Genomic DNA, 13,956 nt, shown 5'->3' on the forward strand with positions numbered 1-13,956 from the left:
CAATCCTAGAAATTAATGAGGATATCAAACGCTAAAAAATACGGGGTCGCATTCTTCCTGACTTTGGGGTTAATGGTCTTAGTCAGTTGTTGGAGTCCGAATGTCACACAAACGGCTGAGTCTTCTCTGCAACACGCTCAGACCCTGGCGGAAGGGATGACCCAACAACTGATTACCCAAACGCCTCAAACCCCCCGTTTTGGTCAACCCATTGATTGCCAACTGGGTGAAGATTGCTTTATTTTGTTATACCCAGATCGAGATCCTAGTCCCAATGCCGTTGATTTTGGCTGTGGACGGCAAACCTATGATGGTCATCAAGGCACGGATTTTGCCATACCAGACGAACAAGCCATGGCCAGAGGGGTTCCGGTGGTGGCGTCGGCGGCGGGGACGGTGTTACGAGTCCGGGATGGGGTGGTTGACAAACGCATTGCACAGGAAGCGGATAAAACCGCCGTAGAAGGCACAGAATGTGGCAATGGGGTTGTTATTGACCATCGCTCTGTGCCCAATGGTGCGGGGTGGGAAACTCAATATTGTCATTTGCGACAGGGAAGCCTGCGGGTTAAACCGGGGGATACCGTTGAGAAAGGGACAATTTTAGGATCAGTTGGCGCTTCTGGGTTAGCATCCTTTCCCCATGTTCATCTCACCATTCGTTATAACGGGGAAGTGATTGATCCCTTTGTGGGGCCAGGAGCAACGGCGGGATGTAACGTCAGTCGTAACCCCATTTGGGAACAATCTTTAGCTTATATTCCAACGGGGTTAATTCGGGCTGGATTTTCGACCCAACCTCCGACAATGGATGAATTATGGCAGGGTAAATTTAACGAAACTATTTTACCCCAAGATAGTCCAGCATTGTTATTTTGGGTACAGGTTTATGGGGTATTAACAGGAGATAAAATGATTTTTAATCTTTATGATTCCCAGGGAATAAAAGTTGTTAATAATGAAAGTTTTGTGAATGAATCGAGTAAAACTTGGATTGGTTATGTGGGGAAAAAAAATAATCCTCAATCCCCTTTAACCCCCGGAACTTGGAAGGCTGAATATCAATTAATCAGAGGCGATCGCACTTTAGTTAAAGTTCAACGACAACTGCAATTGGAATAGGGAATTACGAATTATGAATTTGAACTTGGGAAAGGCGGATTTAGGGGGATCTGCAAATCGACTATTATCGAGAATTTTCGGCGGATTACCAATCAGGACGATCAACCGTATTTCCCTCATCCCAATCTTCTATATAACGCTTTAATAAAGGTTCTGGATTCACTTCCATCTCCAATTCTTCCTCTTCTGCTTCTGGCGTTAAATTCAGGGGTTCAATAATTTTAGCAAAGGCATCTTGAACAAATTGTTTTACAAATTCATCCCGGCGAGTTAACTGAAATTGTCGTTGTACTACTTCGGTCATTCCTCCATCTCCCCAATCTTGATCATGACGGAAATATTCAATAAAACTTTTACCAGCAATCCGCGTTAAATAAGCGGCACTCACCGCTTGAATAGCACGTCCGACTACCAAGGTTGCAATATTTAATTGTAACGCCGTTGAGACTAACTGAATCACTCCTTTCACCACTCCTAAACTGCCTAAAGTTTTGGCTAAAGATAATGCTAATTCTCGACCCCGATCTATATTTAATTCACAGCCATATATTTTACCAATTTCTATCACCATTTGGGTATTGACTGCTGCTGTTGCAATTAAATCAATTACAGGTAAAGGCGTTACAGCAATGACTCCTGCACCAATCCATTGAAATCGCTCCACAATTTTTTCAGCTTCCCGTTTTCTTTGGCTATCAATTAATCGTCGTGCTTCTTCTCCTAATCGCTGAGATTGTAGTAAAATATTATCAGCAATTAATTCTTCTCCTTCTGCTCTTAAAATCATTGCCATTCGTCGAATTAAGGGCATAATATCTGGTTCTGGTTGTATCATTTCTTCCGTTTCTAATTGAATTGATTGCGGATTTGCAGCTACAGCAATAACATCACTGGGATCTAAAAACGTCTTGACTCGCTCTCGAAGTTTAGCTAAAATCAGGGTTTTATCGCTTTCAGGATATAAATCAGTTTTATTTAAAAGAATCAGCGATCGCTTGCCAATTTCAACTAATGCTTGTAAGGAATGATATTCTGATTGTCTTAAATCATTATCCACAACAAAGATTAATAAATTAGCATCCGTTGCTAACGAACGTGCTAATGTTCCTCGTTCAGAACCCCCCATTCCCGCTTCTAAAATTCCAGGGGTATCTGTAATTAAAATTTCCCGTTCAATTTCTTCTAATTGTAAATGATAGGTTTCTCCAACTTCTGTGGTTCCCATGGGTGCGTTAACTTTTCCCACCATTCGACCCATTAAAGCATTCACTAAAGAAGTTTTTCCCGCCGAACCTGTTCCAAATACGACCACTTGAATATTCCCTTTCGCTAATTCGGAAGCGATATCTTGAGAACGACTTAATAACGCTTGTTTGGCAACTTCATCTTGAATTTGAGTCACCTGTTGTCTTAACGATTTAAGAGATTCTTCCGCCGCTTCGGTTTTATCTAAAGGAATTTTTAAAGGTCGCCGTTTTTTGGTAGATTTTCCTGATTTTTGGAATAATCGAGTATAATAAAAAAAGGCAAAAATAGCCAATCCTAATAATACAATTAATAATAAGAGCAGCAAATTGGCTAAAATCGGATTCGCTGACCAAATTACCTGAGTATAAAGAGCCGATAGGGAACTAATCAGCCAAATCATTAACCCTAAAATCAAGCAAATCCCAAAAATTAACAGTAAATAGCGAGAAATAGGCATACTGCGATCACTTTAACCTCAAATGAACTAATTTTATAGATGCCTTTCTATAGTAACTAACTCAGGAGATAAATTCATCCCCCCTAAGTTCCCCTACCTCCTCACATTCTGAGATTAATCTAAAGTTTACAAGTATCAACTCGTGCAAAAAATAAAGTTCTTGCTTTAATTTCTTGAGAAGACAAGGGAAGCGCATTGGGAGAAAAAAGCTGATAATTGGATTCCATTTTCATTCCTTTCTCAAGTTGATTTAGACGAGGAAGATGGCCTTCTGGTGCTTCTAAAGAAAAAGTTAATTCATTATAATTTTTCCATTTCTCCTTGCCATTTTTTCCCGATTCAATCCATCGAACTAAATCCGTAAAATGAATATAAGCATTGGGATCATATCGGTTTAAAGCATCCTCCTTTAATTGATTTTCGGTTTCCACGAAAATTCGCTTTTGAACACTAAATCCAAATAACCCTCCTGAGTATTTTTTCCATAACTGATCAATCGTTCTTAAATAGGAACAAGACATTTTTTGAATAGCATCTTCATCCAAATAACCAACACTTTCTCGATTCGTAATTTTCAGTAAAACCTGATTTGTTTTTTGATCGGCGGCTTTCCACTTTTTCTGCTCTAGGAGTTTTTCTAACTCTTGAATATATTTAGGTTTCCTCACACAATTTTGTTCTTCATTGAGTAGATTAATTTCAATTTGTGCTAATTGATTTTCAGGAGTGACAACTTCAATAGACCCAAACCCATCACTAATAATTTGATTGATTCGCTGTTTAAATAAATTAAATTCTGTATCTTGAGCAGAATTTTGTTGACCAATCACCTCAACAGGAGGTAAAACTTGTACACGATCTCCTTCAGAAATAGCAGATTCACAAATAGAATTTGGCAAAACATGAATGATTAATGTATTGGGATTTACACTAATATTAAGCTTTTCAATATATCCTCTATATTGTTTGTTTTGTTCTGATATATCATTAGATAACCCCAATAATTGTTGATAGAAATTCAGGATATTAGGATCAGCATTCAGATGGCTTAATAAATCAATCTGAGTCAAAGTTCCATAAACCGTGATCAGTGATCCAGTAAAAAATCCGATAATAAAAGTAGGAAATTGATCTATTACTTTTCCAACCCAGGTATCGGTTCTGGAAGGCGATCGAGAATTTTTCATGTTAAACGGGGGTAGATGCGATATCCATTACCGTCAGGAATAAAAGCCAAACAACTGAAATTCAAAAAAAGGATAATAAACCGATGAAATTTTGGGGAAATTACAAAACCTAAATTTTGTAGAAGCTCAAATCTAAAAGAGATAATGCTTCCAAAAATTTACAGTCTGATTTCCTGATCTGATAGTTTTAGATGAGATTGGTTTAAAAATCGTTTTCTTACACTTATTTGGCTGTCTTAGGTTTGATTTCCTGAATTGTCTCACCTCCTTACACCCAATGAGTAGCAGTTCTGCAATCAAGATAGCCTTGAAAAACTGACCCTGCTAGGAGTCAATTCTAGCATCATATCCTCGAAAATAAACGGTTTTATAGCTATATAAACTCATCAATTTCACGATTAAAAGTTGTTAAAATTACAAAGATTGATCCTTTGATTCTTATTCTTCAACAGTATGAATAATCTGAAATAACCATGAGGATTATCCTCAACCCAAATCTGATTTTTGATCAGAGTTTTTTATTTGCGGTATGTTTTTATACAGAGGGTTTGATTGGGGAATTCTATCGATTGAATATGAATCTTTAATGTTTTTCAGAAATTATGTCTTTAAAACCTTATTAATCTGGATTTAGGGCTAAAGCCCTCACTACGAAGCTTGAAGAATTTGAGCAATCATTGATACTTTTTGGTCGTAGTCTTTTTGAGTTAAAACAGGAACTTTATTGTCTAATGAAATCGGTTGCTGTAAATCAATCCAAGAACGACATCCGCCATAACTAGGATGATAAGGAATTTCATGAACTTGAGAAAGTTTATAGGTTCTCAATAATAGAATATAAAGAGGCTGTTGAGGTTTAAATTGGATGCGATCGCGCACAAAGGTTTCATTCCAAATATGAAACTTGATTAATGAATGAATCAAAGACTCATCTTGAGAATTATTCCATGATAAAATATGAGTAATTTCTGCAAAACTACTAATTTTAACGGTTTCAGGATGCCAACCCGAAGAAACAGATTTTACAAGATGAGCATATTCAGGTTTTAATAAAGTGGGTTTTTGATGTTCAAAGGTGGGATAGAGCAGAATTTTGTTCTGATCAACCTTGAATTTCCCGTTGTGTTCCCGAATTCCTCCTTTTCTCAATAACATAATTGTTTCACCTTGTTCTAAGGCTTGAATGGTAATATTCCATTCTTTAAGAGCATGATTTGTTACAGTTTTCATCATTATAATTATAGATGCTGATTTTCTATTATATTATATATAATAATAACCTGAAACTAGGAAACTCAATATGGAAAAACGAACTCTAGGTCAATCTGATATTCTAATTACTCCCCTTTTAATCGGAACTTGGCAAGCCGGAAAACGAATGTGGGTAGGAATTGAAGATGCAGAAACCATTAAAGCAATTCGTGCTGGTTTTGAGGCGGGAATTACAACCATTGATACAGCAGAAGTCTATGGAGAAGGGCACTCGGAACAAATTGTAGCCCAAGCTTTATCTGATGTCCGAGATCAAGTCGTTTATGCAAGTAAAGTATTTGCTAATCATTTGAAATATGATCAAGTGATTGCAGCTTGTGAACAATCTTTAAAAAATCTGAATACCGATTATATTGATTTATATCAAATACACTGGCCATCAGGCTCTTTCAATTCAGAAATAGTCCCGATTGAAGAAACAATGAAAGCCTTAAATCACTTAAAAGAACAAGGAAAAATTCGAGGGATTGGGGTTTCTAATTTTTCCCGAACACAATTGGAAGAAGCCAGCCAATATGGAAGAATTGAAAGTTTACAGCCACCCTATTCTTTATTCTGGCGAAAGGTCGAACAAGATGCCATGTCTTATTGTATTGAACAGAAGATTTCAATTTTAGCTTATTCTCCCCTAGCTCAAGGATTATTAACGGGAAAATTCGGCCCCAATCATCAATTTGCGGAAGGAGATCATCGATCTAAAAATAAATTATTTGCGAATAAAGACCATTATCAACGGGTACAAAATGCCTTAGAACAATTGCGACCCATTGCAGAACGTTATCAATGTACATTAGGGCAATTAGCGATCGCTTGGTTAATTTCCCAACCCCAAACTCATGCAATTGTCGGGTTTAGAAATGCAGAACAAGCTGAACAAAATACTCATGCTGGTACTATTAAAATCACCCCCGAAGATTTAGCAAAAATCGACAAAATTGGGCGGACTGTTACAGATCATTTAGATGATAATCCGGTGATGTGGGATTTTTAGAAACAGGAATTAATAGGAAAATATTGATTTTCCTAACTCTTAATCCATCAATTCCCCCCTTTTTTAGGGGGGTTTGGGAGATATTTTTAAAACGGGGCTGGAATTAATTGTAATGGCCCTAAACCTAACTCTTGAGAAGGAATAGAACGAACTTCTAACAATGCCATCATATCTTTAAATTGAGGTTGACCCCGTGAAGCTCCGGTTAATCCCATCGCAATAATTAAACCACACCAACCTTTGGTTTTTTTACACCGTTGTTCCCATTTTTTGCGCGCTTCTTGATGAACGGGATCATCTTCGATAAACTCTCCAAATAAATGTAAATCTCCATCTTCGGTTTTCAAAATTCCTAAATCATAATTGCGTCCCGCCATGGGGTCTTCACCCGGATTAAAACAAATACCTTCGAGTCCTCCCGCTTCTTGTAAACTGCGAATCAACAGTTCTGCTTTGGGTTTAGAGGTTTGAATAACAACCACTGGTAAACCATCTCCAATTTCAGGAATTTCCCCCTCGGCGGCTTGATGAAATTGGGTATTACTTCGTAAATATTTGGCAGTTTCCCAAGGAACAACACCTAAACTTAAGAACGATTTAGGAGGAACTAAATCATCGCGTAACCGAGGAACTTCTACCTCTAGTTCTTCTTCTTCTGATTCGTCATCAGAGGTCATTGCAGCTAATTCATCGGCAATATCAGGTAAGGTTTCCACCTTCACCGATACCTGTTTTTTCTCCCCATCGGGTAAATTAATCGGAATCCGATACCGACGGTTAAGACTGGGGAATTGATATCGAACTAATTTTTGAGTATTATCGCGTAAAAATCGATGTAGTGCTTCTAATGCCACTAAAACAACAGCCGCTTCTTCATCATACAAAATTGAACGTAATCCTTCTAAGGGATGAAGATTACCAAAATTCGGTTGAATTTCCGATAAAGGTAAGCTGGCGAGGTTAATAAAATCATCTTCATCTTCGTCTTCATCCAAATCATCTTCTCGATCAAAGGTGACAAATAAACAATCTTGAGTTAAAAAAGCTTCTTCTAAATTATCATAGGATTTATTTTTCACAACTCGCTCTCGAAACCGTTTTAACGAGTCCAAAGAACGATACATTAATACCCCATAATCCATCCCCAGTTTACCCAAGGTAGAGATATATAAGGTATCAATTCCAAAGAGATTCAATTCAATGGAAATAATTTGATGTTCTCCTAAGCGTTCCCAAGGCGCATCTTTCCAAATCTGATAAGCTTTTTCTGTAACAATTTCCGCATATTGCAGAGGGAGTTGAGGGGGGCGACTTTCCGCCACTTCTTGCAACCCCCGAAAAATTTCATCAATTAGAGGTAAATCCGGGACATATTCAATCACAATTTCTAAATCTTGCAGAACACCCCGCAGGAAAAATTGAATTTCGCGATCTTTAACGACTATTTTTTGAGGACGAGCGACAGGTGCGGGACTTTGGGGATGTTCCATTGCTCGTAATAACGTCCGCACAATTGCTTCTGGCCCCATATCCGTTGGAACCATATCCATTGCTCGCACCATCCCCTGAGAACCGTCCACCCAAATAATACATTCGCCCGGTGCTTCGGAGTCTGCATCAATACTAGGATTCGTATCCGTCGCCATGGGACGTCGATCCCCTTCCCACACACTGGGAATTTGGGGTAAATTTTGAAGCCGACGAAGGGTTGAGTGATTGAGACGTGCCATCAAATTAATCTTCTTGTTGGGTAGTTTCACCAGTTATGATGATGCCGCACAACCAATGGCTGAACCTGCCATATTGTAATGCAATGCTTTCTCCATCTTATAAGAAAAATTCCTGAAAACTCCGTCACTTTAGGCCAGGAGAGCCAAAATCTTACACCACACCCTTACCAAGGACTCCCAACGATTGTAAACCCTGACCAATAGTAGGGATGGGAAAAATCTCGGTTCATGTCAGGTAACTGAATCGGAGACTTTTCATCCACTTGTATATAATATCCTTGTAACGCCTCAAGTTCAATGTTGGCTTGACCTTGAATCATCGAAATTTGCGCCTGTCTTAAAAATTTAGGGTAGATGGTAGAGTTAATATCCCTACCGTCTTATTGTATGGGCGGCGGGTTCGGAATCGGAGAGGTTTCCTATTTTTGAAATACTTTGTTAAAGCAATGGGATAATACTATCATTTTTTTGAATAAACTCAATAATGGCATTAACGTTTTTTACAGTAAAGTTGTCTAAAAGCTTATTAATTTTTCTTTTTAATCGGCTATCTAGCAGGGCTTCAGACATATAGAAGATTTTTATAAGTGATATTTACTATAATAACGATTCGAGAATTCAGCACAACTAATGAGGGAAAGTCTCCAAACCGATTTATCCCTAATTAGAGATCCATTACCCGGCAACGGTGGTCTGCGATAAAATATCAGGAATACAGAAGCCGGATCAAAACACCATTATTTTTTGATCAGTTAAAACTTTACAAAAGGAGTCAGGCCAACCCATGACACAAGCGACTCAAACCCCAACGCAAGGGGTTCAGATGACGGAATCAGCGATTAAGCAAGTTCAATTTCTGCGCGAAAAGCAAGGAAAAGATCTTTGTCTGCGCGTGGGAGTCCGCCAAGGCGGTTGTTCTGGAATGTCATATTTAATGGATTTTGCTGACCCTAGCACCATTCGAGAGGATGATGAAGTCTTTGATTATGAAGGGTTTCAGGTGGTTTGCGATCGCAAAAGCTTACTCTACATTTACGGCCTAGTCCTCGATTATACAGATGCTTTGATTGGGGGTGGGTTCCAGTTTACAAATCCTCAAGCCACTCAAACCTGTGGTTGTGGTAAATCCTTTGCGACCTAAGAGTTAAGAAACCGGGTTTCTAGCAGTTGTTGTTTGATGAGCATCAACCTTTCTGATTCAGAAACCCAGTTTCTGTCTGAGTCATCAAAATTTTTATAGATTGCTTTCGCGTTTTAGATTATAATTAAAGATTGGCAATTAGCGATAGGTCATGAATCCGGCAGAAATCAACCGGTTTAACCTATCGCTATATTTTGAATGTACAACGACTCTTGACACACCTCGCCCTATAAGTGCGAGGATTCTTTAGAAGGAGATAACCCGATGGTCATTGCTCGAACCACAACTCCCAAAACCCTTCTTAGGCGTGTTCTAGTGTCGTGCGACAGGCGATGCCAATTGCCTCTACTCTCTCGCCCCGAAGGGTCTGAGCCTACTTTTAAGTCGTTTTTCACTCACTCGCTTAATCGTTTCTGCTTGTGGGGGCTAGAACTAGAGTGTCAACACCGGTTCAACCATTTCGGTTAAACGCCCTTTAACTAGAGCGTCCCACCACTGGGAATCTCACCCGTCAATTAAGGTCATCGTGGCTTTAATTATTCTAATCCTAGTTCAAATTAACGTAAAGCCGTCCTTCTAGGACGGGGTTTCTACCCAAAATTTTCGATGACAACTCCAGAAGAATTATTTAAGGAAGGTTTTGAACGGTATCAAGCGGGTGAAGACCCAGAAACATTGATTCCGGTGTTTAAAGAAATTTGTAATCAGGCTCCTAAAAATAGTAATGCTTGGACAAGTTTAGCGTGGTTATATTTGTTAGCAGATAAACCCAAATTAGCTTATAACGCGGCAAAATCAGCCGTTAAACTCAATCCCCATGATCCTCAAGCCAGAGTGAATTTAGCGACGGCGATGTTGGAGTTAGGGAAAACGGGGGTGCGTTCCCACGTTGAACTTGCGAGTCAACTGGTATTAGTCGATACGGATTGGCAGCAGGAAATCACTAAAAATTTTGAAGATGGATTAACTCGCAAACCAAATTGGAAATCCTTAATAAAAGTTAAACAATGGTTGTTTGGAGGTTAAGGAACTTTTACCTATTTTTGTGCATCTGATGAAATAATCTAGGTAATTATGCACAGAAACTCAGGCAATATTTGAGAAATTTCGGTTGCGGTGAATTGGGGGAAAATGGCTGTTAATGACTGAAAAGGGCTAAAAATCCAGGAACTCTTAGGAAGTATTGAGAAAATGTAACAAAAAATTACATAAATTCATAAACAAAAGCAAAAAACAGTGATAGTATTTGGTAACTTCAGTCATTAACAATCATAATCAACCGTTCACAAAAAACTTGATAGTTAAATTAAGGAGATGAGATGACTATGGATAGCCAAGTTTTTGTCAAACCCGAAACCCGTAATCACAAAGGCTTTTTTGTTAAACAAGGAGCCTATAAATTGAAAACTATTGATGAATCGGGCTGGGCCTTGATCTGCGTTGATGATACCGTTTGTTATTACGTTGATCCTGATAACTTAGATACAGAAGTTTCGGAGGAAACCGTAGAATCGTGATTCAAGCCATCTTATGTGAGCTTAGAATAAAAACCCTATCTAAATTACAGCGTTCTTGACTCCCGCTATACCCACTAGGGTTAGCGGGAGATAATTTTAGGGTAAAAAACAGTGTTTTAATCAAAATTTAAAAAGTAGAAATTCTTATATTAAATCCTGAAATCGATGCTACAGATTATTATCCTATAGCGCTACGCGCAAGGGAACAGGAAACAGGGAACAGGGAACAGTAAGAAGTGAAAGGGTTTGAGAATTCATAAATGTCCTAACCGTAATGCGTAGTGCTATAAACCTTTGTAGAGACGCGCCATGGCACGTCTCTACAGCGACTAGATGCGTAGCAAACATTTAAGGATTTAATATTAATTTTCAAAGCTGTCCCACTTAATCGAAGACAGCTATTTTTTTAGGGAATGATGAAGAAGGGAAATGTTCTGATTTGGTTAACGTTGATTGCGAAGACGAGGATTAAGAAAATCATTTAATCCTTCTCCTAATAGAGATAAACCAACGACCATAATTGTTAACGCCAAACCCGGAAATAAGGTTGTCCACCAAATTCCAGTGGGTAACGCTTCTAAGGCGATTCTTAAATCATGACCCCATTCGGGAACTTCATCCGGTAAACCTAACCCTAAAAATCCTAATCCGCCTAATGTTAAAATTGCATCCGCCGCATTCAATGTAAATAATACCGGAACACTTTGGATTACATTTAAAAATAAATAACGAGTTAAAATTGTCCAAGTATTAGCCCCTAATGCTTGGGCGGCTTCAATAAATAACTCGGTTTTAACCGAAGTCGTATGATTACGAACCACTCGATAATATTGAGGCACATAAGCGACACTTAAAGCCAGCGCTGCATTCAAAACCCCTTTGCCAACAACAAATGCTAAAGTAATGGAAAGTAATAATCCAGGTAACGTATAAATCGTATCCATTAAAAATAATAAAACCCGATCTATTTTTCCTCCTAAATATCCACTCACCATTCCCAAAGGAACCCCAATTCCCACACTCAAAAGCGTTGCTAATAACACCACTTGCCAAGCCACTTGAGTTCCAAATAACGTCCGAGAAAAGACATCATATCCTAAGCGACTGGTTCCAAACCAATGTTGCGGAGAAGGCGGTTGATGGATAGGATTAGACAGAAATTCTGTAGGACTTTGTATCCATCCCCAAGTTGAAAATAACGGGGATAATACTGCGATTAATAAAAATAAAACGGTCAGGACTAATCCACAAAAAGTCATAGCCGTTGACACAGAAGGAACCTGAAACCCCCTCAAAGGGCGAAAAGATGTAACACTCATTAACTTTAAGATGTTGTGTTTGACATTAGATTACCAAAAACAGAGCCAGGGAAGCAGGGTGAGAAAAGCAGAAGCAGAGGGAGGGGAAATCATTAACTTAAGTTTCGTTGAGCGGTACAAATAATGTGATAATGCTTAGTGAACGAAGATCGGGCTTGCCGTTGTCAAGCGGAGTGAGTCAGGTTTTCCAGTCAATCAGATGCAATCCTTTTTGTGATTGATCTCCGTATCTCTTTCGATCTACCCCTGAAAAAGGGGACGCAGTTGAAAAACTGCAAATAATACTTCCTCCGCGAGTTAAAATCGCGGTTTCCGTTCTCCAGTAAGGTTGAGATGACTCAAATTTCAGGAACCTCGGATGCTCCAAGCATGGGGCGTCGTCAATTCATGAACTTACTAACCTTCGGTTCAGTCACAGGCGTTGCTGTCGGTGCACTGTATCCGGTGGTCAAATATTTTCTACCTCCCGCTAGTGGTGCCGCAGGTGGTGGCGTTACGGCTAAAGATGCTCTGGGTAACGATGTTATCGTCAGTGAATTTTTATCCACCCATAAACCCGGTGATCGCGTTTTAGCCCAAGGCTTGAAAGGCGATCCAACCTACATGGTGGTTGAAAAGGATTCCTCCTTAGCGGACTATGGAATCAATGCGGTTTGTACCCACTTAGGTTGTGTGGTGCCTTGGAACGCCAGCGAAAATAAATTTATGTGTCCCTGTCACGGCTCTCAATATAACGACACAGGTAAAGTTGTTCGTGGGCCAGCACCGTTATCCTTAGCATTGGTTCACGCCACCGTTACGGATGACGACAAATTGAACTTTACTCCTTGGACAGAAACCGACTTCCGCACGGGTGAAAATCCCTGGTGGTCTTAATAAATTTTAGGCTTTAGATTTGGGCTTGGGTTTCTAAAATCTGGAATCTAAATCTAAATATGAAACAGTAGGTTGACTTTGAGAGAGATAGAACAATCTTTTATGCGACAAATTGATCAATGCCTAACTGTACGCCGTTCTAGGCTGTGGAAGTTAGTGTGGGTTGCTGTTGCTGCCGTCGCTTTCTTCTTTGGGGGTGATTTTGCTCTACCCCAGTCTGCTGCGGCTTATCCCTTTTGGGCGCAAGAAACAGCACCCCTGACCCCCCGTGAACCGACGGGACGAATTGTTTGTGCGAACTGCCATTTAGCGTCCAAGCCGACAGAAATTGAAGTCCCCCATTCTGTTTTACCGGATACTGTTTTTAAAGCGGTTGTTAAAGTTCCTTACGATACCAATGTTCAGCAAGTGCTTGGAGATGGTAGCAAAGGAGGTTTAAACGTCGGTGCGGTGTTAATGCTGCCCGAAGGCTTTAAGATTGCTCCTGAAGATCGCATTCCTGAAGAATGGAAAGAGGAAATTGGGGATCTTTATTTCCAACCCTATCGCGAAGATCAAGAAAATGTGGTCATTGTGGGGCCGTTACCTGGGGAAGAACATCAGGAAATTATCTTCCCGGTGTTGTCTCCTGACCCAGCAACGGATAAATCTGTTCACTATGGTAAATTTGCGATTCATGTCGGAGGAAACCGGGGTCGCGGTCAAGTCTATCCGGCTGGAAATTCTAGCAATAATACGCTTTATAAAGCTTCCGTTGCTGGAACCGTTACCCAAGTGACCACCGAAGAGGGAGCGGGTTCCCAGGTGACGATTCAAACGGCGGACGGTCAAACCGTTGTGGATGAAATTCCTCCTGGCCCTTCTGTGATAGTGTCTGAAGGCCAAACTGTTGCCGCCGGTGATGCTTTAACCAATAACCCCAACGTCGGTGGCTTTGGTCAACATGATACCGAAATCGTTCTGCAAAGTTCCACTCGTGTTACTGGGTTAATTGCTTTTATCGCCTTGGTGATGTTAGCTCAAGTAATGCTGGTGATGAAGAAGAAACAGATTGAGAAAGTTCAAGCGGCTGAAATGAACTTCTAAATTTTGATTC

13 protein-coding genes are annotated in these 13,956 nt (G+C 39.7%); 7 read left to right on the plus strand and 6 right to left on the minus strand.

Annotated features, from left to right (window positions below; all coding sequences use genetic code 11):
• The first annotated feature begins 15 nt into the window (after positions 1–15).
• Positions 16–1,122 carry a M23 family metallopeptidase gene (locus PL9214_RS14065; RefSeq protein ID WP_072719418.1) on the plus strand — a complete coding sequence of 369 codons (1,107 nt, stop codon included), beginning with the start codon at positions 16–18 and terminating at the stop codon, positions 1,120–1,122.
• A gap of 85 nt (positions 1,123–1,207) precedes the next feature.
• On the opposite strand, the gene PL9214_RS14070 is transcribed toward PL9214_RS14065, so the two are convergent.
• From PL9214_RS14070 to PL9214_RS14080, 3 genes are all read right to left on the minus strand, one after another.
• Complete coding sequence (locus PL9214_RS14070) at positions 1,208–2,827, minus strand: YcjF family protein (protein WP_072719419.1); 1,620 nt, start codon at positions 2,825–2,827, stop codon at positions 1,208–1,210.
• Positions 2,828–2,946: 119 nt separating this feature from the next.
• Complete coding sequence (locus PL9214_RS14075; RefSeq protein ID WP_072719420.1) at positions 2,947–4,014, minus strand: GUN4 domain-containing protein; 1,068 nt, start codon at positions 4,012–4,014, stop codon at positions 2,947–2,949.
• Between the two features lie 648 nt (positions 4,015–4,662).
• Positions 4,663–5,247 carry a DUF1802 family protein gene (locus PL9214_RS14080; protein ID WP_072719421.1) on the minus strand — a complete coding sequence of 195 codons (585 nt, stop codon included), beginning with the start codon at positions 5,245–5,247 and terminating at the stop codon, positions 4,663–4,665.
• A 67-nt stretch (positions 5,248–5,314) separates the two neighbouring features.
• Here PL9214_RS14080 and PL9214_RS14085 point away from each other — a divergent pair, with 67 nt between their 5' ends.
• On the plus strand, positions 5,315–6,277 hold the full coding sequence (locus PL9214_RS14085) for an aldo/keto reductase (protein WP_072719422.1): 963 nt from the start codon (positions 5,315–5,317) through the stop codon (positions 6,275–6,277).
• 86 nt (positions 6,278–6,363) lie between these two features.
• Here the strand turns inward: PL9214_RS14085 and PL9214_RS14090 are convergent, their stop codons facing one another.
• Both PL9214_RS14090 and PL9214_RS31270 read right to left on the minus strand, forming a co-directional pair.
• Positions 6,364–8,007 (minus strand): DUF6930 domain-containing protein, encoded by a 1,644-nt coding sequence (locus tag PL9214_RS14090; RefSeq protein ID WP_072719423.1) that lies wholly within the window; start codon positions 8,005–8,007, stop codon positions 6,364–6,366.
• A 164-nt stretch (positions 8,008–8,171) separates the two neighbouring features.
• On the minus strand, positions 8,172–8,327 hold the full coding sequence (locus tag PL9214_RS31270; protein ID WP_186440364.1) for a hypothetical protein: 156 nt from the start codon (positions 8,325–8,327) through the stop codon (positions 8,172–8,174).
• Positions 8,328–8,791: 464 nt separating this feature from the next.
• Between PL9214_RS31270 and PL9214_RS14095 the strand changes: the two genes are divergently transcribed.
• The 3 genes from PL9214_RS14095 to PL9214_RS14105 all read left to right on the plus strand — a co-directional run bounded on the left by PL9214_RS14095 (position 8,792) and on the right by PL9214_RS14105 (position 10,665).
• On the plus strand, positions 8,792–9,148 hold the full coding sequence (locus PL9214_RS14095) for a HesB/IscA family protein (RefSeq protein ID WP_072719424.1): 357 nt from the start codon (positions 8,792–8,794) through the stop codon (positions 9,146–9,148).
• Positions 9,149–9,754: 606 nt separating this feature from the next.
• Entirely contained in the window at positions 9,755–10,174 is a 420-nt protein-coding gene (locus tag PL9214_RS14100) for a tetratricopeptide repeat protein (protein WP_072719425.1), read from the plus strand.
• A 293-nt stretch (positions 10,175–10,467) separates the two neighbouring features.
• Positions 10,468–10,665, plus strand: a complete 198-nt coding sequence (locus PL9214_RS14105) for a hypothetical protein (RefSeq protein ID WP_072719426.1) — start codon at positions 10,468–10,470, stop codon at positions 10,663–10,665.
• A 443-nt stretch (positions 10,666–11,108) separates the two neighbouring features.
• Here the strand turns inward: PL9214_RS14105 and PL9214_RS14110 are convergent, their stop codons facing one another.
• Complete coding sequence (locus PL9214_RS14110; protein ID WP_245824248.1) at positions 11,109–11,924, minus strand: ABC transporter permease; 816 nt, start codon at positions 11,922–11,924, stop codon at positions 11,109–11,111.
• 393 nt (positions 11,925–12,317) lie between these two features.
• On the opposite strand from PL9214_RS14110, the gene petC reads away from it, so the two are divergent.
• Complete coding sequence (petC, locus tag PL9214_RS14115) at positions 12,318–12,860, plus strand: cytochrome b6-f complex iron-sulfur subunit (protein ID WP_072719428.1); 543 nt, start codon at positions 12,318–12,320, stop codon at positions 12,858–12,860.
• Positions 12,861–12,962: 102 nt separating this feature from the next.
• Positions 12,963–13,946, plus strand: a complete 984-nt coding sequence (gene petA, locus PL9214_RS14120; RefSeq protein ID WP_072719429.1) for a cytochrome f — start codon at positions 12,963–12,965, stop codon at positions 13,944–13,946.
• The last annotated feature ends 10 nt before the right edge of the window (positions 13,947–13,956 follow it).

It is taken from the genome of Planktothrix tepida PCC 9214, from assembly GCF_900009145.1.
GTDB lineage: Bacteria > Cyanobacteriota > Cyanobacteriia > Cyanobacteriales > Microcoleaceae > Planktothrix > Planktothrix tepida.

Excerpts from the sequence above, each read along its gene's own strand:
- PL9214_RS14065 (WP_072719418.1), top strand. The coding sequence starts at position 16 with ATGAGGATATCAAACGCTAAAAAATACGGGGTCGCATTCTTCCTGACT.
- PL9214_RS14070 (WP_072719419.1), bottom strand. The coding sequence starts at position 2,827 with ATGCCTATTTCTCGCTATTTACTGTTAATTTTTGGGATTTGCTTGATT.
- PL9214_RS14075 (WP_072719420.1), bottom strand. The coding sequence starts at position 4,014 with ATGAAAAATTCTCGATCGCCTTCCAGAACCGATACCTGGGTTGGAAAA.
- PL9214_RS14080 (WP_072719421.1), bottom strand. The coding sequence starts at position 5,247 with ATGATGAAAACTGTAACAAATCATGCTCTTAAAGAATGGAATATTACC.
- PL9214_RS14085 (WP_072719422.1), top strand. The coding sequence starts at position 5,315 with ATGGAAAAACGAACTCTAGGTCAATCTGATATTCTAATTACTCCCCTT.
- PL9214_RS14090 (WP_072719423.1), bottom strand. The coding sequence starts at position 8,007 with ATGGCACGTCTCAATCACTCAACCCTTCGTCGGCTTCAAAATTTACCC.
- PL9214_RS31270 (WP_186440364.1), bottom strand. The coding sequence starts at position 8,327 with ATGATTCAAGGTCAAGCCAACATTGAACTTGAGGCGTTACAAGGATAT.
- PL9214_RS14095 (WP_072719424.1), top strand. The coding sequence starts at position 8,792 with ATGACACAAGCGACTCAAACCCCAACGCAAGGGGTTCAGATGACGGAA.
- PL9214_RS14100 (WP_072719425.1), top strand. The coding sequence starts at position 9,755 with ATGACAACTCCAGAAGAATTATTTAAGGAAGGTTTTGAACGGTATCAA.
- PL9214_RS14105 (WP_072719426.1), top strand. The coding sequence starts at position 10,468 with ATGACTATGGATAGCCAAGTTTTTGTCAAACCCGAAACCCGTAATCAC.
- PL9214_RS14110 (WP_245824248.1), bottom strand. The coding sequence starts at position 11,924 with ATGACTTTTTGTGGATTAGTCCTGACCGTTTTATTTTTATTAATCGCA.
- petC (WP_072719428.1), top strand. The coding sequence starts at position 12,318 with ATGACTCAAATTTCAGGAACCTCGGATGCTCCAAGCATGGGGCGTCGT.
- petA (WP_072719429.1), top strand. The coding sequence starts at position 12,963 with ATGCGACAAATTGATCAATGCCTAACTGTACGCCGTTCTAGGCTGTGG.